We start from the raw sequence: 24,726 nt of genomic DNA on the forward strand, positions 1-24,726 counted from the left end.
GAGACTTCACATGACGTTGAAACATAAAACTTCGGGCTTTCTTGGTGCCATGATGCTGAGTGCCGGTTTCGTTCTGGCCAGCAGCACAGGCGCGTTGGCAATGGGCCCGATGGTCGATGCCATGGATCAAGATGTATCGGGTGGGACCGTGACGGCGGAAAAAATCATGGCCGGTGAAAACGGCTGGCTGGTTGTCCATCGTACCGACAAAGACATGAAACCGGGCCCGGTGGTTGGCTATGCGCCGATCAAAAAGGGTGAAAACATGGATGTTGCTGCCATCCTTCAGGAACCGGTCAAATCCGGCGAGATGCTGATGTTGATGGTTCATTCCGAAGCAGGCGGCATGAAAACCGGTGTGTATGAATACACCCTTGGTGCCAAAGAAGACGGCCCGATCAAGCCGGATGGCAAACTTGTCATGAAAGTCATTCACGCCGAGTAAGGCAAAACAGCCTTTCGACGCCAGATTTCAACAGCCCGCAAGGTCATTGGCCCTGCGGGCTGTTTTTTGTGGGGGGTGTTAAAGCCAACCCAATTGGCGGGCAGAAGCCATTAACAACATTGCCCCAAACAGGGTAATCAATCCCGCCCCGGTTAAGCCAATCGTACGGCGTAGAATGCCCGATGTGGTTTCGGAGACACTAAACAAATGCTGGGTTCCGGTGCGAATACCGATGGCGGCCAGCCCGATCAGGCTGATGGTCAGTGCAACCCCGATTGCCATGGCAAAGGCGGCAGCAACCCCGATCAGAAACAGCCCGTTGGCCAGCGTAAACAGCAGCACCAGAATAGATCCGGTGCAGGGGCGCAGCCCAACCACAATGCCACTGGCAATCATTTGCCAGCGATTACGCGCCGTCGATGGCGTGGAATGTGCGGTGGGGGCGGCATCATGGTGATGCGTGTCGGTATGGTCATGTGCGTGGCTGTGATGGTGATCACGACCATCATCGTGATGATGTGTGTGGTCATGGGAATGATGATCACAGCAATCATCGCGGCCCTGTATGATCCGCAAACACATCACCAGACCAAGACCAACGATCAGCGCATATGAAACTGCCTCCAGCACCAGACCGTTTTGGGTGATTGCCGCCGGGCCAAGGTTTAAAAACAGGGTCAATGACCCAACAAGAACGATGGCGGTGATGGCCTGCACCCCGGCAATCAGGCTGCCCATGGCGACACCTTGTTTCCATCCGGCGTCGCGCGACAGGAAATAGGTGGTGGTGACCATTTTGCCGTGACCGGGGCCCGCCGCATGAAAAACGCCATAGAGAAATGACAGGCCAATGATCATCAAGCCGGGCCAGAAGCTGTCGCCGTTTTTGGCGTCGCGAAGGGTGGCTGTGATTTCGCGGTTCAGTTTTGTTTGAATGATGATGACCTGACCGACGACATCCGATAGCCAGACGGGCAGGGTGATGAAGCTGTCCCCATCTTGCGGGGCTGAGGCGGTATCGGTGGTTGCCGCGTCGCTGTTACCACGTCCCAGAAGATTGGCCGATTGGGCCGCAGCCGGATTACTCGACCCGGACCATATCGCCAGGAGCAAGACCGCCAGAAGACCCGCTATCGCCATGTTGTGCTGCGCAGACAAGGTCGGCACGTATTGGCGCCACCAGATCAAAATAGATGCGGTTTTTTTCATCTTCGCTCATTTCAAAGTGACAGCTGGTTGCGGTGTTGCCGGTAAACACGATCGGATCGACCTGTGTGAAGGCGATGTCGATATAATACTCGGCGTCATAGACGGAAAGGCTGATGGTATCTTTTACCGGATCAAGCGGTTCGTCTAAAACGAGGGTGAAATCATAGGTCACCCGCCTGTCATCGGTGATGTCGGCGGTAAAATCGCGCGTTTGGGTAAAGGGCAGAAGAACTTCGTTTTTACGTAAATGTGCCAGCCATGAAACTTCGCCAAGGGCGACAAAGGCATTGTCGCGCAATGTGGTGTTTTCATTGCCAAAGAACCGGGTGTCGAAATTTTTATCGAACTCGTCAATTAGCGTCATGCTGAACAGGTCATCAAACACCCAGTGCATTTTGATGGCGGTCAGCTTGCCGTTTTCAAACACCATTTCGGCGTTGGCATCAATCCAGATATGAGGATGGGCTGAGGCGGGCGTGCTGGTCGCAAGCACAAAGCCCGCGACCAGCATTGCAAAGCCCGTATTACGAACCGTTGCCAAGGCAGTCGACCAGGGCGTCGACATTTTGCGCAAGGATGGCCTGATAGGCATCCGGGCCTTTGGGGATGTTTGCCCCCAGCGGATCAAGGGTGCCAATGCGTGCGCCGGTATCGGCAACAATCGCCTTAACAATCGCGGGGCGGAATTGCGGTTCGGCAAAGACACAGACGGCACCGGTGTCGCGGATTTTTTCTTCGATTTCATGGAGGCGTTTGGCTCCGGGCTTCTGTTCGGGCGACACGGTCACGGAGCCGACCCCGTTCAGGCCAAAGCCAGCTTCCAGATACTGATAGGCATCATGGAAAACCACATAAGGCGTGCTGCGGACCGGCGCAAGCTTATCGCCCAGATCATTGCCAAGGACGGTGAGACTGGCAAGCAGCTTTTTGAGGTTTTCGCGATAATTTTCTGCGTGGGTGGCATCAATTTCGATCAGTTCATCGGCGATGGCGGTGGCGATGGCCGCACCATTGGCCGGATCAAGCCAGATGTGCGGGTTAATTCCGCCGTGCTCATGTTCATCATGATGATGTTCATCGGCGTCATGATCGTGGTCATGATCGTGGTCGTGACTGTCGGCATGTTCGTGCCCGTGATCGGCTTCATGGTCGTGCGCATCGTGATCATGGTCATGGTCATGATCACTTTCACCATGCTCCTCATGCTCCTCATGTGCGCCCTGGTCGTGGCTGTGGGCTTCCCAGCTGCCGCCTTCGCGCATCTCGAGCAGGGTCAGGCCGGGGGCATCAATCAGTTCAAGCTGATGACTGTTAACCGACAAGGTTGCCAAAGGTTTTTCCAGAAAACTTTCGAGGCTGTGCGACACATAAATCACCAGATCGGCATTTTGCAAAGCACGTGCTTCGCTGGGGCGCAGCGAATAGGCATGCGGGGAGGCTGCCCCATCGATCAGCAAAGTGGGTTCCCCAACGTCGTCCATCAACGCGCTTGTGATGCCGTGGATCGGTTTGAGGGTGGCAACAACTGATGGTGCATCGGCAGCCTGAGCCGCGAAGGGTGCCACAAGCAGGGGAGAGGCGAGAAGGAGACGGCGAAGAGTGGAAGGAAAGTTTTGCATTGATCCGGTCCGGTTATGGGGGAGCATATAAGGTTGGTTATCTGTTATGTTATATCATAACAAACCGTCAAGTAAAAAAATGAGCCTTGCCGTTCTGGGGGGCTTATCTTTTGCCAACGCCGCACAACCTATTGCATAGGATTGTATGGCTGCATTGGTGTTTGAAACATATGCGAAAAGCTTTCGACCGTCTCATCGGCGGCGTCGTTATTTTGGTTCTTTTTGCCTTTGGGGTGGTGTCCACGGTATCTGCGGAAACGTTTCGCATGGCTGTGCCAAAAGGTTCAGAGGATAACTTTGCCTTTCAGATCGGTGCCATCCGGCTGGCCATCGCAAATGCCCCCGGTGAACATCAGTTAGAAGTTCTATCGGTTGAGCGTTTAACCCAAACGCGCGGCCTCACGATGCTACGCAGCGGTGAGATCAATGTCATCTTTGCTGGGTATAACCCTGCTTTCAGCGAGGAGTTCCTTCAGGTCGACTTTCCGATTACCCGTGGCTTGCAGGGGTATCGCCTGTTTGTCATTCGGGCGGACACACAGGCATCCCTGATGAGGGTTAAATCGCTTGAGGACCTTAAGGGGTTTTGTATCGGTTCGGGGCAGGGCTGGCTTGATACGGCAATTTTGAAAGACGCAGGACTGTGTGTGACAGAGGCACCGCAAAACAACCTGATTTCAATGCTGGAAAACGACCGGTTTGACATGATGCATTTGGCCGTGCATGAGGCGCTTAAAAGAGATCGGGTCCAGCAACTCAAACGTGCCGGGTTGCGTGTCGAGAAAACACTGTTGTTGCGATATCAGTATGATTTTTTCACCTATGTCGGCAAGAATGATAAAATTCGGCATTCCTTGCTGGAACAGGGTTTTCAGAATGCGTTTTTCAGCGGGGCGTTTAACGAATACTTCCGTTCTGATCCTTCTATCGCGGCAGCAATGGATTACATTCGCCAGTCTGATCGGCGTGTGATTGATCTTGATAACCCAGGTATTGGTCCGAAAAACGATCAAACGGCGGAGCAATATTGGCTTACTGAGTGACCTTAATAAGATTTATTGTTTGACCGCAATAGGAATGTTTCATTTGCGAAACGAAAAATCTCCGTATGTAGTTCTGTTGATTTTATTTGCTTATCAGTACGATAGCGCGACTGAGAGCGCGGGCGTTTTGGTTACGGTCAAATAGGACCGGGATGGGTCCGTGATGGAACGCATATTGATGCCTTCTTGCTCCGGGCAGGTGATCTTGGTTTTTGGGCATGAAGATCGGTTCTGATGCGTGTCGAACTCAAGGTTCCCATGCCAGTATTTGGGATCAATATTTTTGGTTGTTGGGTCGAGGATCGGGTTTCGGATGGTGAATGTATAAGGAAGGCGGCTTAGTTCAGCCAGTGCGTGCGAGATGCTTGGATCGCTTTCAAAATTTTTCATGAAGGCGCCGGACGCATAAGCGCGCTCCAAACCGGTTGTCAGCAGTTGTTGAAGCTGCGCATTGCCTTTGCGCACATAGATGAAGAAATCGAACTTGTAGACAAGTGATATATCGGGAACCAGAACCAAATCAGGATATTTCCGTTGGAGGTCAGGACGTTCTCTGAATGCTTCGTGTGCGGCGCGCGTCAAAAGGGGAAAGCGTTTATTTTCCAGCATATCCCAAAGCCGGTTTCGTGGGGCGCGATCCACACAAAATCCATTTTGTTCCATGATGTCTGCATCGGGCCAGTCTGATCCGGCACCGATGCAAAACTGTTTGAGATCGGCAAGTGTTTTAATCCTGAGAAGAGCATCAAGGTTGTCGCGGTGGGTCATGAAAACGCGATGTCCCAGCATGCCGCGCGTCATGGGAATATTGATCTGAAGAAGACTTTCGTTGCGCTGAGGGCTGTAACCGCCAAAGATCACATCCGTTTCACCGGCTTTCAGCATTTCGACCAAGCGTGAACCGCTTAGACCGTCTATTTCTGTCACATTGAGGGACATGTCGGCATCACTGTTTTCAAGGGCAAGTTCGATGACGTTAAACTCGTACTTAAACAGCTCTTTGAGGCCAGATGGAAAGGCGATGTTGAGTGTTTCGGCCTGAGCGACATTGCCCGCAAAGAACAAAAAACTGGCAAGAATGCCGATGATTGTGGGACGAAGTTTCTTCTGCATGCGGGCTCCAGCGCGAACACAACTATTGCATAAGCAATAGGTGGCCATCGCGGCGCATAAGTTAAAGGCAGCGGGCGTTTTTTTACAATCAGGATACTGAAATGTCGTCGGGTGTGTAGTTTGTTTCATGCCGGATTTCGCCGGTGTCGTTGTCAACTGCCTGCAAGGTCACACCATATCCCGGCAACTGCCCGATATAGTCCTGCGTCAATTCGGCTTCGGACTTTTCAAGGCGAATGACGTTATGTGCGGTGTGTTGGACATATAGTTGGCGATTGCCGAAAATGTCGACATCAATGATCGGAACTGCGGGCTTGCTAATGGGGCGAAATAGATAATTCCAAACTGGTCACGAAAAATCCGCACCCGTAGTTTCTGGGTGCGGATTGGCAGATTTCTCAGTGTTTCCGGAGCTGCTACTGGCTTTTAAGCCACGGCAGGAAACCGTCAAGAAAGCGGCTGGTTGCGGGCATGAAATGGTTGCCGTGGTGATACATCGGATCAAGGGTGGTGACGATTTTCCGCCCCGGCGAAGTCACCCGGTCATCATAGAAAATCGATCCGGCCTTGTTGGCATTGATCAGGGATGTGGCTCCTGCGGGTGGGGTCAGTAATCCGTGATGATGCCAGGTTGCATCGGTAAGTTTGACGTAATCAAACAGGCTATGCTCCGGTTCGGCGATCTCAAGGTTCAGGGACCCGCCTTCTTTCCACCACCAGAAATTGGTCGGCGTGAAACGCCAACTGATATCATCAAGCCATTTGTCTGGTCCTGTCGATCCCATCGCGACAACGGTTTTGCCGTCATTTAGGAAATCGGCAAACAGTTTGCGATGGGCGACCAAATGGGCCGGGTCGGTCCGGCATGGCACAATTAGGGTGGTGATGGCAGATAAATCTGTCTTGCACAGATCACGGATATAGATTGCCTGATCAAAAAAATGACCAAAGCGGTCTTCGTGGATAACCCGGTGATGGTAATAGGTCCCGGTATCAATGATTGCCAGTTTGCCCATCATTCCCCTCCTGCCCAAGCGCACAGTTGCGGCACGACGCGTGAGGTGCTGTTTTGCGAGCCGATATACATCCAAAGATCATTGCCCGAATGCATCAATATCCGCCCGCCCTTAGGGCGTTCATATAGCCAATCACACACCAGTTGTTCTTTGCCCAGAACATGAAGAGGGATGGCCCCATCAGGGGGTGGGTTGCTGCCACGGGCATAAAATCCGGCGACACCGCGTTTGAAGGTCAGGTCATTGCAATCAACGCCGTCAAATACCGGATGGTGATTGACGCGATAGATCATCAGATTTTCAAGCGACTGACGTTCAAGGGGGACGAACGGTTTTAGTTCTGGCAGCATCGGCCAGGCAACATGTCCGTTGAAAACAAGCGTTCCGCCCTGGTCGAGAAATGTTGTGATCTGATCGGATCGGGTGCCCAAAAAGCGTTGATCTATATGCGCAGGCAAGATCAGGGCCGCGAATTGCGATAAATCGGTCTTGTCGAGATCATATTGATCTACAAAGGCGGTATTGGGGGCATGTGATCCGATATCGGGCAAATCATCACCCGCCCCCTTGATCGGGTTTATAAAAAGGCAAATTCCCATCGGTTGGCTCATTGCGATGTTGCGGGAAAGACGAAAACCACCCCCGGCATTGGCCGGAGGTGGAACAGTGCAGATTACTTCGAAACGTTCTTGAAATCGAAGAAGAAGCCGGACGGATGAATGCGATAGCCCTTAACACCCTTGGTCGAGGCCACGACAAACACCTTATGCACCAGCGGAATAATCGGGGCATCATCATGCAGGATGTTCATCGCCTTTTTATAGGTCGCATCCTTCTCTGTGCCCGCATCAAGGGTGCGGCCGGTATCAACAGCGGCGTCAAATTCGGTGTTTTCCCAGAATTGATAGTTCAGGCCTGCTTTGGAATGGAATTGTGATTTCAGGTGCAGGTCCGGGTGGCCGGTCATTTCCGGGGTCCAGAACACGACGGAAATGTCATATTCACCGCGTTTGACCAGATCAAGCATCCCGCCCCACGTATACATCTGAACATCGGTGGCAATGCCTTGCTGGTTCAAAAGGGCAGCCATTGCTTCGGTGATCATTGGCATTTCGGTGCGCGAGGTATAGCTGAGGATCCGCAAGGTCAGCTGTTCGCCATCCTTGGTCCATTTGCCATCGGTTTTTTCATATCCGGCATCGGTCAGAAGCGATGCGGCCCGTTCCGGGTTGAGGCTGTATTTGCTGTCGGCCTGCGGGGCCCAGTCAAATTCGGGTGCAAAGAATTCCCATGCCGGTTCGCCGACCCCATCAAGGGCACCTTCGACAATCAGGTTACGGTCCACCAGCGCGTTGACGGCACGGCGGATGCGCACATCGGAAAGCGGGCTTTTGTCACCGGCATTGAATGCACCGTAATACAGGCCCGATGTTGGTTGTTCGTAAACCTTGAAATCCGCGTCCTTCGACAGACGTTTGACATCGGATGGCAGCATGTTGGTGACAAAATCAATTTCGCCTGCTTCAAGCGCCAGAGTTCGTGAATTATGATCGGGGATATAGCGATAGACGATCTTTTCAAGGGCCGGTTTTTCACCCCAATAGTCGTCAAAGCGGGTGACAATCGTGCGGTCCTGTTTGCGGTATTCTTCGAATTTCCAAGGGCCGGTGCCGACTGGTTTAACGAACTCACCGGCCTCATCAAACGATGATTTGGCGTAAACCACGGTGATCGCATCGGTCAGTTGGTTGGGCAGGGCGGCATAGGGTTCGGTGTTTTCAATTTCGAGAACCAGCGGCGATATGGCGGTCATGGATTTGATGTTCAAAAGATCGGCCGCATAGGGCAGCAATGCGACCACCCGTTCGAGCGAGAATTTGATGGCCTCGGCATCAAGTTTGGTGCCGTCATGAAAAACAACATTTTCGCGCAGGTTAAAACGCCAGACTGTTGGTGAAACCCGTTCCCACGACGTTGCCAGCCCCGGGATCGGTTTCAGGTCGTAATCAAGCTTTACCAGCGTATCGAGGATTTCGCTTTCATTGAAAAACCTTGAGCGGCGCGGCTTCATCGCCAGGGGTTGTGATTCCCACATGGTGCCAATGATAAGGGTATTGTCGTCTGATGCCTTGGCATCTTGCGATGTGGCGCCAAAAGTGCCCAGTGCAAGTGCCGCGATGGCAACCCCAAGAAGTGTTCTTTTGATCATCTTACTGTCTCTATTTAATGAAGGTAGTTGATCTGACGCACCCGGAAACGGTCTCCCAACATGTCTCCGAGCAGATTGACCGCCACGACGAAGGCCGCGATGGTCAGGCCCGGTGCAAGCACCAGACGCGGATAGTCACGCAAGTAATTGCGAGATTCAGCAATCATCAAACCCCATTCCGGTGTGCCCGGCTCCACCCCGAGCCCAAGGAAGCTCAGCCCGGCGAACGCCAGAATGGCCCATGACATGGAATAGGCGCTTAAGGTCAAAAGCGGCCCGATGATGTTTGGAAGAATATGGCGGACGGCGATGCGGTGGCGTCGTGCGCCAAGAGCAACGGCAGCCATGACATAGGGTTTGGATCGTTCGACGATCACCGCATTGCGCACAACCCGTGCGTAATCGGTCCAATGTACACACATCAGGGCGATGATAACGGCCTTAAGCCCCAATCCGAGCGTCCCGGCAATAATCATACAAATGGCAAGAGCCGGGAAAACCGACATGCCTTCGCACAACCGCATCATCGCGCGATCCAGAACGCCGCCAACCATACCGGCAATCGCACCGATCAGGCTGCCGATCAGGGATGCACAGACAACCACGGCCATCGCCGATGCGGTGGTCAGGCGCGCGCCATAAAGTAACCGCGACAAAACACAGCGGCCCATGGCGTCGGTACCAAGCGGATAGTCAAAACTGGGCGGCTTGAGCCGATACAGGAATTGCACCGTGTGGGGATCGTGCGGGGCAAACAATGGCAGGATCAGAACCGCAAGGATGACCGCGATCATAAAGGTGGCATAGCCCCGCCAATGATCGGAGGTGCCCAACAGCTTGCCGCGGGTAAAGGACATTTTTTGCATTACACGATTTCCCGGGTGCGCGGATCGTACAGGGCAATGGCAATATCAACCGCCAGATTGACCAAAATGTAGGACGCGGCGACAAGCAGGAAACAGGCCTGAATGGCGGGGTAGTCCCGGTTCAAAAGCGATTCCACTAAAAACCGCCCGATGCCCGGCCAGGCAAACAGGGTTTCGACAATGATCATGCCATCAAAAATCCGCGCGAACTGCATGCCCGAAAAGGTCAGAAGTCCCGGCGCAATGTTCGGGATCGCGTGGCGTAAAACAGTACGTAACCGGCTCGCACCTTTGGCCTTGGCGGTGCGGATATAGGGTTTTGACAGTTCTTCAAGCAGGCTGCCCCGCACATAACGCGACAAAACACCGGCAACCGAGGTCGCAATCACAAGGGTTGGTAAAATGGCATGTGCCCACGTGCCATGCCCGCCGGTTGGCAACCAGCCAAGGACAAGCGAAAACAGCAATGCGAGTAACAGCGCGTACCAGAAATTGGGGATCGACATGCCAATGACGCTGATCATGCCGGCGATGCGGTCGATCTTGCTGCCGGGGTAGCGCGCACAGAGCACACCCAGCGGAACCGCAATCGCAAGGGCGGTGACGAGTGATAGGACCGCGAGTATCAACGATTGGCCCAGACGCAGGGCGATATCATTTATGATCGGTTCATCGGTGATGAAGGACTTGCCAAGATCGCCCTGCAGCAACGCAAAAAGCCATCGGGCATATTGCTGGGGCAGGGGATCATCAAGGCCGTTGCTTGCGGCGAACTGCTGGACCTGCGATGCGTCGGGCAGGGTGCCATCCATTTGCGCCATCAGCAGGATTTCGGCAAAATCGCCGGGCATTAAACGCAGCAAGGCAAAGCCGACGACAGAAACGACGAACAGCAGTATCAAGGCATGCGTCATGCGGGCGATCAGGCGAGATGCCATCAAACGACCTTTCAAGCCGGTGCGCGGGTTTAAAATTTTGGGGGCGATAACTGTTCGAAATTAATAAGCATTCTCAAAGATATGATGCAACTGATTTTAATTCTTAATGTCGTTAAAATGGTTCATCTGGATTGAAACGGGCAACTCACTGCTAACAAAGCGCGTGACGATCACAAATGAAACGCGCAATGAGTGAATAAGTTGATTTATGTAAATCTTGAGATGGTGCTTTGCGCAATGTGGGGCATTGCGGTCCCGGACGTGAAAATGGCGTCCGGGCGCGCCGCGGTCTTGCAAGGGAATACAGACCGCGTTGGTTATCGCGATTTGGTTTGCTTAAATGCAATGGGCTTTAAGCCGATCACCTTGGACAGGGTGGGCGATCAGGCCGCACTCAGGTCGTCGGGCGTGTAGTTTGTTTCATGCAGGATTTCGCCGGTTTTGTAATCGATGGCCTGAAGCGTGACGCCATATCCCCAAAGTTGGCCGATATAGCCCAGCGTCATTTCGGCTTCGGCCTTTTCAAGGCGGATGCCTTCATGCTCGGTGTGCTGGACATAAAGTTGGCGGTTGCCACGAATATCAACATCGACGATCTGCATGTCAGGTTCACGCACCGAAACATCATGCATGCGTGCCAGTGACCGACGCACCCGGCGATAGCCGTTATCATCATGGATGGCCGCGACTTCAAGATGGGGGGATGCGCTTTGATCGTCGATCATGAACATGCGCATGTCGCGCATCACTTTGGGCGACAAGAATTGCAAGATGAAGCTTTCGTCGCGGTAATTGGCCCAGGCGTCTTTGAGTGTTTCAACTGGCTCACCATTGCCTGCGATATCGGGGAACCATTTGCGGTCTTCGTCGGTGGGATCGACACACATGCGGTGGATGTCCTGCATCATGGCAAAACCCAGTGCATAGGGGTTGAACCCCGAATAGCGTTGATCATCAAATTCGGCCTGAAAAACAACCCGTGAATGTGAATCGATGAATTCCATCATCGCCCCTTCGGACACCAGCCCCTTGTCATAGAGGCTGTTCATGATGGAATAATGCACGTAACAGGCACAGCCTTCGTTCATCACTTTGGTTTGTTTCTGCGGATAGAAATATTGCCCTATATTGCGCACGATGCGGAGGATTTCGCGTTCCCATGACTGCATGGCGGGCGCGTTCTTTTCCAGGAAGTACAGAAGGTTTTCTTCGGGCAGGCCAAATTGGGCCCGGCGTTCTTCGATCCGCATTTTGCGCTGGATCTCGTCCACGTCCTGATCGTCGGTGTCGGTCTGGGGCAGGGTGCGCCACAGGTCGTTATAGGTTTCGTCTTCGTATTTGGCGCGTTCGCGTTCGCGTTCAAGCTCAACCGCCAGATTGGGTTTTTCCGGATGGGAATAACGGTTAACCCCCTGTTCCATCAGGGCGTGCGCCGCATCGAGAACCCGTTCAACCGCGTCAAAGCCATACCGGTCTTCACACTTGGCGATATAGCGTTTGGCAAATTGCAGATAATCAAGAATGCCATCCGCATCGGTCCATTGTTTGAACAGATAGTTGTTTTTAAAAAAATGATTATGACCAAAGGCGGCATGGGCCATCACCAGTGCCTGCATGACAATGGTGTTTTCCTCCATGACATAAGAAATGCACGGGTTGGAGTTGATCACGATTTCATAGGCCAGTCCCTGATAGCCTTTGCGGTACATCACATCATCGCGCACGAAGCGTTTGCCAAACGACCAGTGGTGATACATGAGCGGCATGCCAATCGATGAATAAGCATCCAGCATTTGTTCGGAGGTGATGACCTCGACCTGATTGGCATAGACATCAAGTTTCAGCTCATTCAGGGCGATGTCTTCAATCGCGTCATAGGTGTTTTTGAGCGTATCAAAATCCCAATCCGCACCGTTGAACAAAAGCTTGTTGGACGGATCGGACGTTTGAGCGGTGGAGGTGTTTTTGCTGTGCGATGATGTGCTCATGTCTTGGCCTCAGCGCGGTTTTTGGCAAAGAGTTCGCGAAATACCGGAAAGATATCCGCAGCCTTGGTCACCCGTTTAAGCGAAAACCGTGGATTGACGGCCGCAAGCGGGGCATAGGACTTCCAAAGGGCGGTTTCGCCCTCGGCGGCGGCGAAAATTTCGGCCTCTCGCTCATCCGTGATTTCGATGTAGGCGTAATACTGGCATTTGGGCAGAAGGTCTTCGGCCAGAAGGGCCGTGCATTTTGCGCCGTCATTTGAATAGTTGTCGCCATCGGATGCCTGTGCGGCATAGATGTTCCACTGATCGGTGGGATAGCGGTCTTTCAGTACCTTTTTCATTTCTTCGAGCGCGGTGGAGACAATCGTGCCACCGGTTTCACGCGAATAGAAAAAGGTTTCCTCATCCACCTCGGATGCGCGCGATGTATGGCGGATAAACACCACATCGACATGTTCGTAACGGCGATGCAAAAACAGATGCAGCAGCATGAAAAACCGTTTGCCCAGTTCCTTCATCTGTTCGGACATTGACCCCGATACATCCATCAGACAAAACATCACCGCCTGCGTATTGGGATCGGGGATTTGTTGAAACTGGTTATAGCGGGTGTCAATCGGATCAATGAACGGGATCGACTTCATGCGACGTTTGGCGTTTTCAAGATCGGCCAAAAGGGCATGGAGCTTTTCATCATCAGGTTTGGTCAATTTGCCCGACGGGCGTTTGTTGGCCTTTTCCTGAAGGGCGGTGATTTGGTCTTCGAGGTCGCGGATTTCAGCGGTTTTGGGGCGGCGCAAGCCAATGCGCCGGGCCAGTGAATTGCGCATGGTGCGCACCAAGCTTAAGTTGGCCGGGGTGCCCTGTACGGAAAAACCGGCACGCGCGTTTCGAAAGGCCGTGGTTTGCTTGAGGCTTTTTTTCAAAAGGTCGGGCAGTTCGAGGTCTTCAAAGAAGATGTCGAGAAACTCATCACGGGTCAGGGTGAATTGAAATTCATCCTCGCCATCCCCGTCCGGGCTGGCCTTTGACCCACCGGCACCGCCACCGTCTTCGTTGGGGCGTGCGACACGGTCGCCCTGAACAAATTTCTTGTTGCCCGGCAGAACGTAATCACGATTACCGCCCCGGCGTGCATGATGAAATCCGGGTTCTTTGAGCGTCTTGCCCGGAATGATCACCTGATCGCCGTTGTTGATATCGGTAATGCCACGGGTGCGAATAGACTCTTCGACGGCCTTTTTGATTTGAGCCCTTGCACGGCGCATGAAGCGTTGCCGGTTGCCAAGGCTTTTGCCAGTGGGATTTTTACGGCGGTCGACGATGTAAAGCATGGGCGGTCACATCCTTGCACGGGGTCATGTGCGTTGTGTGCGGGGGCTTTTGCCCCCTAAGACACACGCAGGAAACAGCAAACAGACTGCATCCATGGTGGTCGGAAGAGGGGCACCGGACGGACAAGGGGAGAACCGTCCGGTGCGGTCGGTAAGCCACGTTTTGGCTTAACCGGCCTTGTTGACACGCATGTACCATTCGACCAGACGGCGCGTCTGACGTTCGGTATAGGATCGATCAATCATGCGTTTGACGAACTCGTTGTGTTTCTTCTCGGTTTCGCTGTCTTGTTTCGAGCCAAAAGAAATCACCGGCAGCAGGTCTTCGACCTGACTGAACATGCGTTTTTCGATCACTTCGCGCAGTTTTTCATAGGACGTCCATGCCGGATTTTTGCCCTTGTTATTGGCACGTGTGCGCAGGGCAAATTTGACGACCTCGTTGCGGAAGTCCTTTGGATTGGCGATGCCAGCGGGTTTTTCGATCTTTGAGAGTTCCTGATCAATGATTTTACGATCAAGGAGCTGTCCGGTATCGGGGTCTTTGAAGTCCTGATCTTCGATCCATGCATCGGCATAGGACACATAACGATCAAACAGGTTCTGCCCGTAGTCGGAATAGCTTTCGAGATAGGCTTTCTGGATTTCGGCCCCGATAAACTCGGCATAGCGCGGCGCCAGTTCGGACTTGATGAAGTCCATATAATCTTTTTCACGTTCTTCGGGGTACTGTTCGCGCCGGATTGCCTGTTCGAGCACATACATCAGATGTACTGGGTCGGCGGCAACTTCGTTGGTGTCATGGTTGAAGGTTTCCGACAGGACCTTAAAGGCAAAACGGGTTGAAATGCCGTCCATGCCTTCGTCAACACCGGCGGTATCGCGATATTCCTGCATGGATTTGGCCTTGGGATCGACGTCTTTGAGCGTTTCACCGTCATAGACCCGCATTTTGGAATAAAGGTTGGAGTTTTCGTGTTCATGCAGGCGCGACAGCACCGAGAATTGCGCGAGCATCTTAAGCGTGCCGGGCGCACAGGCGCCCTGTTCAAGTTCCGATCCTTCAAGAAGCTTGTCGTAAATCTGGGTTTCTTCGGTCACACGCAGGCAATAGGGCACCTTGATCACGCTGATACGGTCGATGAAGGCTTCGTTGTTCTTGTTGGCCTTAAACGTTTGCCATTCTGACTCGTTTGAATGGGCAAGGATCAAGCCCTGAAACGGGATGGCGCCAAGGTTTTCAGTGCCGATATAGTTGCTTTCCTGTGTGGCGGTCAGCAACGGATGGAGCATCTTGATCGGGGCCTTGAACATTTCGACAAATTCAAGAAGGCCCTGGTTGGCCCGGTTCAGCCCGCCGGAATAGCTATACGCATCCGGGTCGTTCTGGCTGTAATATTCAAGCTTGCGGATATCGACCTTACCGACAAGGGATGAAATATCCTGATTGTTTTCATCACCGGGTTCGGTTTTGGCAATGCCGATCTGGCGCAGGCGTGACGGGATCAGCTTAATGACCGAGAATTTACTAAGATCGCCTTCAAATTCGTCAAGGCGCTTGACCGCCCATGGCGACATCAAGCCGGTGAGGCGGCGTTTGGGAATGCCATATTTGTCCTGAATGGCGTCGCCCATTTTGGCTGGATTAAACAGGCCAAGCGGGCTTTCGAAAACCGGGCTGATGTCATCGCCGGCTTTGAGGACATAAATCGGTTCCTGTTCCATCAGTTCCTTGAGCCGTTCAGCAAGGGAGCTTTTGCCCCCACCTACCGGACCAAGCAGATAGAGAACCTGTTTGCGTTCTTCCAAACCCTGTGCGGCATATTTAAAGAAGCCAACGATACGTTCGATGGTTTCTTCCATGCCGTAAAAATCGACAAAGGCCGGATACCGTTTGATGGTGCGGTTAAGGAAGACGCGGGCCAGTCGGGGATCTGTCGATGTATCGATCAGTTCGGGTTCACCGATGGCGGTAATCATGCGTTCTGCGGCGGACGCATAAGCCGTTGGGTCTTCACGACATAAATTGAGGTAATCGCGAATGGTTAGTTCGGTTTCTTGTTTTCCGTCATAGCCTTCCGCATACAGCTCGAAGATATCCTTGCCTTCAGCCATGGCGCGGTCTCCTTTCAAACGTTATCTCATGCGTGTCAGAATGTGCGTTTCCTGTCGTTCCTGAATTTTTTTGCGGTGCGGTAGGCCCGTTTTGGGCCGCCTTAGTCTATGTACGTCGGCAAAGCTCGTCTTGATGAGTTTGTCGGACCGTAAATATATTAAAAGAAAATATTGACGTTCTGGTTAATGAATGGCGGAATTCGCCGGGACTTAACAAGAATTGAAGTTTTACAGTATTTCCATCGCGGGTATCTGTATTTGCAGCCAATGGTTGCGATATTTGGCCCTGTTGCAGCGGCCGATTAGTCGACTTTAGAAATGTCTTGGCGGTCATCCGTCGTGCGACCCTGATTTCCGCCCCCCGATTTTCATCGGTGCAAAAGCCTACTCTTCAAACGTGGGAAGTTGCGTATCCATCCGCAAGGCAAGACATAAGTATTATCGACGGAATTTCCGCCTATCCGATCACGTGTGAGTGAGCCGGTTTGGCGGTTGCCCTGTGGTGTCGAGGAAAGTCGTGCGGGGATAAAATATTTTGCATTTGCGCAAAGTTGGCCTGAGACGGTATCACAGGCAGTCGGCTTTAACCGCCGGGCACGCGCAAGAATTATGGAAGCCGGAATGACCGAAGGTAGTGTTGAATTTGTCGAGCCCCATGAACTGGATCAGTTGATCGGGCAGGAAACGGTTACGGTGATTGATGTCCGCGAAGCCGACGAATTCGCCACCGGTCACATCGAAACGGCGATCAATATTCCGACATCGAATTTTGATATCCCGGCCCTGATTGATCTGACCGATGAAAACGACACCGATCTTGTGTTTGTCTGTGCGGTGGGGCAGCGATCCTTCGGCGCGGCGAATGCGGTGTTGCCACATGTCGATTGCAAGGTGATTAACCTTAAGGGCGGCATTCAAAGCTGGACCCGCGGTGGGTTTGATCTTGAAGGTGGCAAATAACCCGACGGGCGTTTGATCGACATTTGTCAGGGACGATCTATTCGAATTGGCAATTCAAACCGGCCTCATGCGTGATGGCCGGTTTTTCTATCTTGACGATTTCTCGAAAATGGAAAAATATCCCATTAAAGAGATTCGAGGTGCTTATGAACGAAATTGAAACAAGGCTGGCCGACAGATTGGCGGCGTTGCGATCTGATCGTGGATGGTCGCTTGACGACTTGGCAAAGCGCAGTGCGGTCAGCCGTGCCAGCTTGTCACGGATTGAAAATGGTGATGTCAGCCCGACGGCCAGTGTGCTGGGCAAACTGTGTGTGGCATATGGGATGACATTGTCGCGTTTGATGCAGATGGTCGAGGATGACTTCATCCCGCTGGTTACCCATGCATCGCAGGAAGTCTGGACCGATCCGGAAACCGGATATCGCCGCCGACTGGTGTCGCCGACCTCCCGACTGCTTTCGGGCGAGGTGATTGAAGTCGAAATCGATCCGGGGCAACGCATTGAATATGGCGGATCGCCGCGTGACGGGCTGGAACATCATCTGGTGATGCTTGATGGGCACCTGACCATGCAGATTGATGGCACAACCCATCATCTGGGGGAGGGGGATTGCCTGAGGTATCAGTTGCGCGGTGGCAACGTGTTTCAAACCCCGAAAAACGCGGGTGCGCGCTATCACCTGTTCATTATCGACTAGATCACAGCAAAGAACCCATTATGAACCGATCATTGCCTGTCCCGACCATAATCAACCTTGACGCCGACGGCCTGACCGCGCGGATCGACCAGTTCGGCGAGATGCTCCATGCCTGCGTCCATGACGGGGCGAGCATCGGCTTTATTGAACCGTTCCCGGTCGAGGAGGCGATTGCATTTTGGCGTGACCGGATTGTTCCGGCCCTTCGGGGTGGGAAGCGGAGATTGTTTGCCGCAATGGATCAGGGGTGTGTGGTGGGCACCGTACAGCTTGATATTGATACCATGCCAAATCAGCGCCATCGCGGTGACATCAGTAAATTGATGGTGCGACCCGATTGCCGTCGGCGGGGGATTGCCCGGTTGTTGATGATGGCGGCCGAAGATTGTGCACGGGATATGGGGCGGTCGTTGCTGACCCTTGATACCCGCACGGGTGACAGTGCGGAAACATTGTATCTGTCACTTGGATTTCAGTGCGCAGGGGTGATCCCCGATTATGCCCGTGATCCTTTTTCGGACCAGCTTAGTGCAACCACGGTCATGTTTAAGCGGGTTTGAATGTAGCCCCTTGGTTTCGCAACGCTTTGTCACGCGATTCCGGAAGGGTGTATTCAGAACGGGCGTTCTTGCATGCCAGTATTTGCCATCCAGACCGGCATGTGAGCAACAATTGTCGTGCTGCGCTGCAGCGATGTGAGGCGGGTTTGGCTAAAATTTCGTTTTGTTATGCGAGTTCAAAGCCTTGTGCGGCGCACTAAGGGTTTGTTGGGGGATGTCCTTAACGTGGTAAAACATGTTGAACCCTATTGCGAAATGGGCGCATCTTTTTCTTTGAGACGATAGAATTAAAATAAAAGTACTTGGAGGACGTCCATCATGAAGAAATTTGCCCTTGCCGCGGCGCTGATTGCGTCTGTTGGTTTTGCCGGTGCGGTTCAGGCGGCTGAACTGACCTTGCGCATCTCCTTGCAGTTGCCGATGAAAAGCCACCTTGGCCAGAACCTTTTGATGTTCAAGCAAGAGGTTGAGGAAAAATCAAACGGCGACATCGAAGTTCAGATTTACGATTCAGCCCAGCTTTATAAAGACAAGGAAGTCCCCGCCGCCGTTGGATCGGGTGCGATTGAAATGGGCGTTGCGTCCCTGACCCGTTATGTCGGTGATGTTCCCGCCGTTGATATTTTCTATCAGCCGTTTGTGTTTGATTCCGAGGAAAAGGTCCGTAAGGCCGTTGCCAAAGGATCGCCGGTGCGCGGTCCGCTTGATGAGGCAATTGCCGATACCGGTGCGACCGTTTTGTGGTGGCAGGCGTACGGCGGGGCGATCATGCTGTCCAAGGATGAACCGCTGCATGGTCCGGAAGACCTTGAAGGCAAGAAAGTCCGTGTCTTTGGCAAAACCCTTGGTGATTTTGTAACGTCTGCGGGCGGTGCGCCGACACTTGTTTCGGGCTCCGAGCAGTATATTGCCTATCAACGTGGCACGGTTGACGTTGGAATGACGGGTGTTTCTGGCGTTAAATCCCGTCAGCTTTGGGAAGTCATGGATAATATCACCGTGACCAACCATGCCGATATCGAGTTCATTGTTGTGGTCAATACCGATTTCTGGAATGGGCTTAGCGATGAACAGCGCGACATCATCAATGCCGCAGCGATGAATGCCGAGGCAGATGTTCGCGACCGTATGAGCGACATCGAAGCCGCTGCTTACAGTGCGGCCGAAGAAGCAGGTATGACGGTTTATCGTCCGACTGACGCGGAACTTGCCAAATGGCGCGCGGTTTCCCAGCCGGTATATGATGCGTTCCTTGAAGATGCCGGTGATCTTGGCAAGCAGGTCTTTGACGCTGCTGAAAAATTCTAGGAACTGTTTTCGGAACACCTCGATACATTCAGAAGCCCATCCGGTCGGTTTTCTGACCGGATGGGCTTCTATGAGCCTAATGTCATCATCGCGTGGGGGCCACGCCGCCGTTCTGCTTTGTCCCGGCACCGCGTGCGATGGTGATTTTTTGTATTTTTCGTGATCAGGAGCAAACCGTTTTCGTGATGCAGGGCTAGTGGTCCGCTATCGCAGAACGGCATTATTTAAATGATGTTTGATCGATTGATGCTTTTGCTGGCGTGGGTTGCGGCCCTTCTGTTTGTGGCAGCGGGCTGCATGCTGACCTACGAAGTCATTGCCCGGTATTTCTTTATTCGCCCCACAATCTGGGCTGCGGAGCTTTCGCAACTTTGCCTGATCTGGGGATCCTTGATGGGCATGCCCTGGGCCTTGGCCGCACGTCGCCATATTTCGGTCGATGCGATCACCCGACTGTGTCCGCCGTTGGTTCAGCGCGGGCTCGAAGTTATTGCGATGACGGCGATCCTTGCGTTTTCTGTCATGGTGACGATCAAGGGTTGGGACATCTTTTTTGAAAGCTTTGAACGCGGGCGCACGACGGGCACGATGCTTGATCTGCCGTCGTGGGTTGCCGAGCTTCCTGTGGCCATCGGATTTGCGCTTTTGGCCGTTCAGGCCGTGATTGAAATTATCGGCCTTTTGCGCGGCAAGGAAATTCCAAAAGGTGCGCACGAATGACGATCATCTTAACCTTGGCGGCGATGTTCGCCTTGTTGCTTATCCGTGTGCCGGTCGCCTTTGCCCTTGGCGGGCTTGGGCTTGGCATGTTGATCCTTGGCGGGTTTTCGCCCTTGATGGCACCACAGGCGATTTTATCGACGCTGGACGGGTTTATCCTGTTGGCGGTGCCGCTGTTTTTATTGATGTCCAATACGCTGTTGCGTGCCGGGGTTGGTAATGACCTTTTTGCCGCGGTGAGTGCATGGGTCGGCCATTGGCCCGGGGGCTTGGCGGTGGCGACCATCCTGTCCTGCGGGGTGTTTGCCGCGATTTCGGGGTCATCGGTGGCAACGGCTGCGACCATTGGCACGGTTGCCATCCCGGAAATGATCAATCGCGGCTACAACAAGCGGTTTGTCTATGGCCTGCTGGCCGCAGGTGGCACGCTTGGTATTTTGATCCCGCCATCGATTCCGATGATCATTTACGGCTTTGTCACTGAAGAATCGGTGATTGCGCTGTTTTTGGCCGGGATTGGTCCGGGCATTGCGCTGTTGGTGCTGTTTATCATTTTTTCGATGGTCTATGCCCGGTTGGGTGGACAGGAACGCGAACCCAAACGTGATTGGGCCGAACGCAAACGTGCTACCTTTAAGGCATTGCCGTCTGTTCTGCTTGCCGTTTTGATTATTGGGGGGATTTATTCCGGGGCCTTTACCCCGACCGAGGCGGCGGCCATCGGGTTTGCCGCCGCACTGATCATTACGGCTGTGATGCGGGTTCTGACGTGGGAAAAATTAAAACTGGCGATCTTTGACTCGATGGCCACCACGGTCGCCATCATTCTGATCATTGCCGGGGCCAAGGTGTTTGGCAAAGCCATCACACTGTATCGCATCCCGCAAGACATCTCTGTGATGATCAGTCAGGGGATCGATACCCAGCTTGGCTTTATCCTTGTCGTGACGGTGGTGCTGCTGATCATGGGGCTGGTGTTTGAAGCCCTGTCTATGGTCCTGATCATGACGCCGGTCTTGTTGCCTGCGGCCTTGGCCCTTGGGTTTGATCCGGTGTGGTTTGGGGTCTATATGGTGATCATGGTTGAATGTGCGCTGATTACCCCGCCGGTGGGGTTGAACCTTTATGTCATTCAGTCGGTTGCCAAAACCCGATTGGGCGAGGTGGCACGCGGGGTTTTACCGTTCTTGCTGCTGATGTTCCTGACTGCCGCGATCCTTTACGTCTGGCATGATCTTGCACTTTATATTCCGTTTAAACTGTGATGCGTATGACCAAAATTGTGACACCTGCTGACAAACTCCGTGATCTTCTGGCGACGGGGGATCTGATTACCATGCCGTGCTGTTTTGACGCGCTTTCGGCGAAATTGATTGAACAGGAAGGGTTTGGCCTGACCTTCATGTCGGGCTTTGCGACATCTGCGGCCCAGATCGGGGAACCTGATCTTGGCCTGATGTCCTACGGCGAAGTGCTTGATCAGGCGCGCAACATCACCGATGCCATTTCCATACCCCTGATTGGTGATGGTGACACCGGATACGGCAATGCGATGAATGTGCGCCGTACTGTGACCGGCTTTGCCAAGGCGGGCTGTGCGGCGGTGATGATCGAAGATCAACTGGCCCCCAAACGTTGCGGCCATACCAAGGGCAAGGAAGTTGTCGGCCGGGATGAGGCGTTTGACCGCATCAAGGCAGCGGTGGATGCGCGCGAAGCGGGGGCAGACATCCTGATTTTGGCACGCACCGATGCCCGCCATCAGCATGGCCTGACTGAGGCGATTGATCGGGCGGCGAAGTTCAAGGAACTAGGGGCCGATATCCTGTTTGTTGAAGCACCCAAATCGGTCGCGGAAATGCGCACCGTCTGTGCCGAATTATCGGGGCCCAAGATGGCCAATATCGTCGAAGGCGGGGAAACGCCGGATTTATCACCTGATGAGCTTAAAGACATCGGATATCAGATTGCGGCTTATCCGCTGTCGCTGATGGCGGCAGCCATGAAAGCAATGGTCGAAACCCTCCAATCCATGAAAGCAGGTGTTCCACGCGACGACAAATTGATGGATTGGGCTGATTTGCGCAAACGCATAGGGTTTGATGCCTATTACCAAGACTCGGAGCGCTATGCGTCTTCGCGACGGGATGGCTAAGTAGTGCCTTTTCCATATAACAGTCCCGCAAGGTTTCGCGATCTTGCGGGACTGTTATGTTTATACCGATACAAATCCATTTTCGTTGGGTGACGGACAGATTGGCGCGCCTATTTCGGATCAAACTGTGCCGTGGTATCGCGCGCACCATGCAGCACACGCAAAATGACCAACCCGGATGGTCTTATGCGGTAGTAGATGGCGTAATTTCTATGGATGCAAACGCGAAGGCCGGGCGACAGTTCGTCGCGTTTGGGGCCCATTTCCGGATTCTGACAAAGGGGATCAAATCGTTCGCCGATCTCATGGATCAGGCGGGTTGCCGCATCATGATTGTCCTCGGCGATAAACGCCCAGATATCGGCCAGATCGTTCTGAGCCGTCTCGGTAATTAAGAGCGGGAGCGGACGTTTAATTTTTCCTGCCCTCTATTGATGATTGTTTCAGCATCAAAGCTGCTTACGCGATCTTCTGCGATGTCTTGGTCTCCAACGGCGATATCTGCACGCAGGGCATCAAGCTCGCTCTGTTTGAGTTTGCGTTTATGCTGCCAATCGCGCAGGGCTTCACGGATGATTTCGCTGCTCGAAGCGTAGCCGCCTTCACGCATTGCAGAGCGCATCGTATGCGCCATTTCCTGCGTCACCGTAACGGTCATGCGTTCAATCGTATTGTTCGTGCCCATAATGTGACTCCAATTATCAATCGTATGATTTTATCATACTTTTTCGGTATTTTCATTTTGAAATTGGAAATTGCAGTCCGCCAAACACATTGAGTTTGGCATAGCAGTGTCATTTGTTGTCGGGCAGGCTGAAGTTTATAAAAGAAAACCCCGCAGCCAAAAGGCGTGCGGGGTTTTCTTTTTAGTGGTGCCGGCAGAGAGACTCGAACTCCCAACCTTCGAATTACAAATCCGCTGCTCTACCAATTAAAGCTATGCCGGCTCAGGCGGCGCGAAACATAGTCCGGACCGTTCCTGAATGCAAGAGGGTGATTAGCAGAATTTTGCATCTTTGATTCACCCCTTAGATTCGCATCATTCCTACTTGCGGTAAAGCTCGTAGAGCGCAACCGCAGCAGCATTTGACACATTGAGGCTTTCGATGCGGTCAGACATCGGAAGTTTGACCAGAAAATCACAATTCTCGCGGGTCAGACGACGCAGGCCTTCGCCTTCGGACCCCATGACGATTCCCACCCGACCTTTGAGGTCGGCCTCGGCAAGTGTCTTTTCGGCATAACCATCCATCCCGGCCAGCCAGAAATGCGCATTTTTAAGCTTATCAATCGTCTGATTGAGGTTGCCCGCATGAATGTAGGGAATGGTTTCAAGTGCACCACTGGCCGATTTGGCCAAGACACCGGTTTCAAGCGGAGCATGGCGGTCGGGCACAATGACGGCCGATGCGCCAAAGGCCGCGGCACTGCGCAGGATCGCACCGACGTTGTGGGGGTCGGTGACCTGATCAAGCACAATGACGGTGCATTGTTCCGAATCCCGGTGGTCGGCGATGAATTCTTCGATCGACAGCTGGGGCAGGGGGGCACAATGCATGGCCATGCCCTGATGAACGGTGCCCGATGGCATCATTTCATCAAGATCGGTGCGACCGGCCGAATCTACTGGGATGTCGGTGCGTTCGGCATCGGCCAAAGCGGCATTAATTTCATCGCGGACCGTTTCGGTGGCCCAGATTTTGTGAATCGTGCGCTGCGGATTGGCAATTGCCATCATAACCGGATGACGCCCAAAGAGAATCAGGCGTGAATTTCCGCTCGACGGAGCGCTATCGCGGCCGCGTTTTCGTCCGCGACGCGAATTGCCTTCACGGTTTTCGTCGTTTTGCGGGAGGTTATCCTGCCCGACGTCATCTTGATGACGATTTCCTGAACGTGGTTTGTTGCGTCGCGACATAATGGCGGAAACCTCCGGGCCGTAAGGAACTGAATGCACTTTGTTTCGCTCAAGGAGCAAAGCTTGGGGAACATATAGGAAAGGAAATACGATTTCGTGTTTTTTTTGCTGTTGACAACACAGGGGCCTCCGCCGTATTCCCTCCCTCGCCGCAACGAGGCCGGGGGAACCCGGACGGCGTTACGACCCTGATGGAGGGGTGGCAGAGCGGTCAAATGCAGCGGACTGTAACTCCGCCGACTTAGTCTACGCAGGTTCGAATCCTGCCCCCTCCACCATAACTCTCGCCCTCGCGAGGGCTCGCACTAGAAATATGCGGGTGTAGCTCAATGGTAGAGCAGAAGCCTTCCAAGCTTACGACGAGGGTTCGATTCCCTTCACCCGCTCCAATTTTAGAATGTACCCGTCGGCTCGTGCGGTGGGTTTTACTTGTTTTTTGGTTCGGATATAGGATCTGAGGGCTATGGCCAAGGAAAAATTTGCGCGCACAAAACCGCACGTCAACATCG

25 protein-coding genes and 3 tRNA genes are annotated in these 24,726 nt (G+C 53.2%); 12 read left to right on the forward strand and 16 right to left on the reverse strand.

The features are described 5' to 3' along the window. Positions 1-10 precede the first annotated feature (10 nt). Entirely contained in the window at positions 11-445 is a 435-nt protein-coding gene (locus AMM48_RS04520; RefSeq protein ID WP_022733164.1) for a hypothetical protein, read from the forward strand. 78 nt (positions 446-523) lie between these two features. On the opposite strand, the gene AMM48_RS04525 is transcribed toward AMM48_RS04520, so the two are convergent. Genes AMM48_RS04525 through AMM48_RS04535 form a run of 3 tightly spaced genes read right to left on the reverse strand, consistent with a single transcriptional unit; the run spans position 524 to position 3,273 of the window. Continuing rightward, positions 524-1,585, reverse strand: a complete 1,062-nt coding sequence (locus tag AMM48_RS04525; protein ID WP_102783097.1) for a high frequency lysogenization protein HflD — start codon at positions 1,583-1,585, stop codon at positions 524-526. Continuing rightward, on the reverse strand, positions 1,527-2,219 hold the full coding sequence (locus tag AMM48_RS04530) for a DUF1007 family protein (protein WP_102783098.1): 693 nt from the start codon (positions 2,217-2,219) through the stop codon (positions 1,527-1,529). The genes AMM48_RS04525 and AMM48_RS04530 overlap by 59 nt, the downstream gene beginning before the upstream one ends. After that, positions 2,179-3,273 (reverse strand): zinc ABC transporter substrate-binding protein, encoded by a 1,095-nt coding sequence (locus AMM48_RS04535; protein ID WP_102783099.1) that lies wholly within the window; start codon positions 3,271-3,273, stop codon positions 2,179-2,181. The genes AMM48_RS04530 and AMM48_RS04535 overlap by 41 nt, the downstream gene beginning before the upstream one ends. Positions 3,274-3,539: 266 nt before the next feature. On the opposite strand from AMM48_RS04535, the gene AMM48_RS04540 reads away from it, so the two are divergent. After that, on the forward strand, positions 3,540-4,316 hold the full coding sequence (locus tag AMM48_RS04540; protein WP_146030372.1) for a hypothetical protein: 777 nt from the start codon (positions 3,540-3,542) through the stop codon (positions 4,314-4,316). A gap of 93 nt (positions 4,317-4,409) precedes the next feature. Here AMM48_RS04540 and AMM48_RS04545 read toward each other — a convergent pair whose 3' ends face one another. The 10 genes from AMM48_RS04545 to AMM48_RS04590 form a co-directional block, all read right to left on the reverse strand. Continuing rightward, positions 4,410-5,429: a hypothetical protein gene (locus tag AMM48_RS04545; RefSeq protein WP_102783101.1), complete on the reverse strand. Its 1,020-nt coding sequence runs from the start codon at positions 5,427-5,429 to the stop codon at positions 4,410-4,412. 88 nt (positions 5,430-5,517) lie between these two features. Further along, positions 5,518-5,640: a hypothetical protein gene (locus tag AMM48_RS22480; RefSeq protein WP_279627469.1), complete on the reverse strand. Its 123-nt coding sequence runs from the start codon at positions 5,638-5,640 to the stop codon at positions 5,518-5,520. A gap of 205 nt (positions 5,641-5,845) precedes the next feature. Continuing rightward, on the reverse strand, positions 5,846-6,445 hold the full coding sequence (locus tag AMM48_RS04550) for a hypothetical protein (RefSeq protein WP_102783102.1): 600 nt from the start codon (positions 6,443-6,445) through the stop codon (positions 5,846-5,848). Further along, the gene (locus tag AMM48_RS04555; RefSeq protein WP_102783103.1) at positions 6,445-7,044 is read right to left on the reverse strand and encodes a hypothetical protein; all 600 of its coding nucleotides are present in this window, start codon (positions 7,042-7,044) and stop codon (positions 6,445-6,447) included. The genes AMM48_RS04550 and AMM48_RS04555 overlap by 1 nt, the downstream gene beginning before the upstream one ends. 74 nt (positions 7,045-7,118) lie before the next feature. Next, a complete protein-coding gene (locus AMM48_RS04560; RefSeq protein ID WP_102783104.1) occupies positions 7,119-8,654 on the reverse strand; it encodes an ABC transporter substrate-binding protein in 1,536 nt (511 codons plus the stop codon). A 14-nt stretch (positions 8,655-8,668) separates the two neighbouring features. After that, positions 8,669-9,520 carry an ABC transporter permease gene (locus tag AMM48_RS04565; protein ID WP_102783105.1) on the reverse strand — a complete coding sequence of 284 codons (852 nt, stop codon included), beginning with the start codon at positions 9,518-9,520 and terminating at the stop codon, positions 8,669-8,671. Continuing rightward, positions 9,520-10,458, reverse strand: coding sequence for an ABC transporter permease (locus tag AMM48_RS04570; protein ID WP_102783106.1), 939 nt, complete (start codon positions 10,456-10,458; stop codon positions 9,520-9,522). Before AMM48_RS04570 ends, AMM48_RS04565 begins: the two co-directional genes overlap by 1 nt. Positions 10,459-10,841: 383 nt before the next feature. Next, positions 10,842-12,446: a SpoVR family protein gene (locus tag AMM48_RS04580; protein ID WP_102783108.1), complete on the reverse strand. Its 1,605-nt coding sequence runs from the start codon at positions 12,444-12,446 to the stop codon at positions 10,842-10,844. Next, the gene (locus AMM48_RS04585) at positions 12,443-13,780 is read right to left on the reverse strand and encodes a YeaH/YhbH family protein (protein ID WP_102783109.1); all 1,338 of its coding nucleotides are present in this window, start codon (positions 13,778-13,780) and stop codon (positions 12,443-12,445) included. The genes AMM48_RS04580 and AMM48_RS04585 overlap by 4 nt, the downstream gene beginning before the upstream one ends. Before the next feature lie 168 nt (positions 13,781-13,948). Further along, the gene (locus AMM48_RS04590; RefSeq protein WP_102783110.1) at positions 13,949-15,895 is read right to left on the reverse strand and encodes a PrkA family serine protein kinase; all 1,947 of its coding nucleotides are present in this window, start codon (positions 15,893-15,895) and stop codon (positions 13,949-13,951) included. A gap of 621 nt (positions 15,896-16,516) precedes the next feature. Between AMM48_RS04590 and AMM48_RS04595 the strand changes: the two genes are divergently transcribed. The 8 genes from AMM48_RS04595 to AMM48_RS22340 all read left to right on the forward strand — a co-directional run bounded on the left by AMM48_RS04595 (position 16,517) and on the right by AMM48_RS22340 (position 22,694). Then, positions 16,517-16,855 (forward strand): rhodanese-like domain-containing protein, encoded by a 339-nt coding sequence (locus AMM48_RS04595; RefSeq protein WP_101304346.1) that lies wholly within the window; start codon positions 16,517-16,519, stop codon positions 16,853-16,855. Positions 16,856-17,001: 146 nt separating this feature from the next. Next, complete coding sequence (locus tag AMM48_RS04600) at positions 17,002-17,556, forward strand: helix-turn-helix transcriptional regulator (RefSeq protein WP_102783111.1); 555 nt, start codon at positions 17,002-17,004, stop codon at positions 17,554-17,556. Between the two features lie 20 nt (positions 17,557-17,576). Further along, on the forward strand, positions 17,577-18,116 hold the full coding sequence (locus tag AMM48_RS04605) for a GNAT family N-acetyltransferase (RefSeq protein ID WP_102783112.1): 540 nt from the start codon (positions 17,577-17,579) through the stop codon (positions 18,114-18,116). A gap of 318 nt (positions 18,117-18,434) precedes the next feature. Further along, entirely contained in the window at positions 18,435-19,424 is a 990-nt protein-coding gene (dctP, locus tag AMM48_RS04610; protein ID WP_102783113.1) for a TRAP transporter substrate-binding protein DctP, read from the forward strand. Positions 19,425-19,652: 228 nt separating this feature from the next. Beyond that, positions 19,653-20,144 carry a TRAP transporter small permease gene (locus AMM48_RS04615; RefSeq protein ID WP_244271116.1) on the forward strand — a complete coding sequence of 164 codons (492 nt, stop codon included), beginning with the start codon at positions 19,653-19,655 and terminating at the stop codon, positions 20,142-20,144. Then, a complete protein-coding gene (locus AMM48_RS04620) occupies positions 20,141-21,409 on the forward strand; it encodes a TRAP transporter large permease (protein ID WP_102783114.1) in 1,269 nt (422 codons plus the stop codon). The genes AMM48_RS04615 and AMM48_RS04620 overlap by 4 nt, the downstream gene beginning before the upstream one ends. 5 nt (positions 21,410-21,414) lie before the next feature. Beyond that, positions 21,415-22,299 (forward strand): isocitrate lyase/PEP mutase family protein, encoded by an 885-nt coding sequence (locus AMM48_RS04625; RefSeq protein WP_181951546.1) that lies wholly within the window; start codon positions 21,415-21,417, stop codon positions 22,297-22,299. A gap of 101 nt (positions 22,300-22,400) precedes the next feature. After that, the gene (locus tag AMM48_RS22340; protein WP_244271117.1) at positions 22,401-22,694 is read left to right on the forward strand and encodes a hypothetical protein; all 294 of its coding nucleotides are present in this window, start codon (positions 22,401-22,403) and stop codon (positions 22,692-22,694) included. Here AMM48_RS22340 and AMM48_RS04635 read toward each other — a convergent pair. The 3 genes from AMM48_RS04635 to rlmB form a co-directional block, all read right to left on the reverse strand. Beyond that, the gene (locus tag AMM48_RS04635; RefSeq protein ID WP_102783116.1) at positions 22,691-22,984 is read right to left on the reverse strand and encodes a ribbon-helix-helix protein, CopG family; all 294 of its coding nucleotides are present in this window, start codon (positions 22,982-22,984) and stop codon (positions 22,691-22,693) included. The two genes, AMM48_RS22340 and AMM48_RS04635, sit on opposite strands and share 4 nt — an antisense overlap. A gap of 185 nt (positions 22,985-23,169) precedes the next feature. Then, positions 23,170-23,246, reverse strand: a tRNA-Thr gene (locus AMM48_RS04640). A 98-nt stretch (positions 23,247-23,344) separates the two neighbouring features. Beyond that, entirely contained in the window at positions 23,345-24,217 is an 873-nt protein-coding gene (gene rlmB, locus AMM48_RS04645; RefSeq protein WP_102783117.1) for a 23S rRNA (guanosine(2251)-2'-O)-methyltransferase RlmB, read from the reverse strand. Positions 24,218-24,410: 193 nt separating this feature from the next. Here rlmB and AMM48_RS04650 point away from each other — a divergent pair. Together AMM48_RS04650 and AMM48_RS04655 are read left to right on the forward strand one after the other, a co-directional pair. Further along, a tRNA-Tyr gene (locus tag AMM48_RS04650) sits at positions 24,411-24,495 on the forward strand. 37 nt (positions 24,496-24,532) lie between these two features. Further along, positions 24,533-24,606 (forward strand) — tRNA-Gly (locus AMM48_RS04655). Positions 24,607-24,726: the final 120 nt, after the last annotated feature.

The organism is Thalassospira sp. GB04J01 (genome assembly GCF_000751115.1).
Taxonomy (GTDB): Bacteria; Pseudomonadota; Alphaproteobacteria; order Rhodospirillales; family Thalassospiraceae; genus Thalassospira; species Thalassospira lucentensis.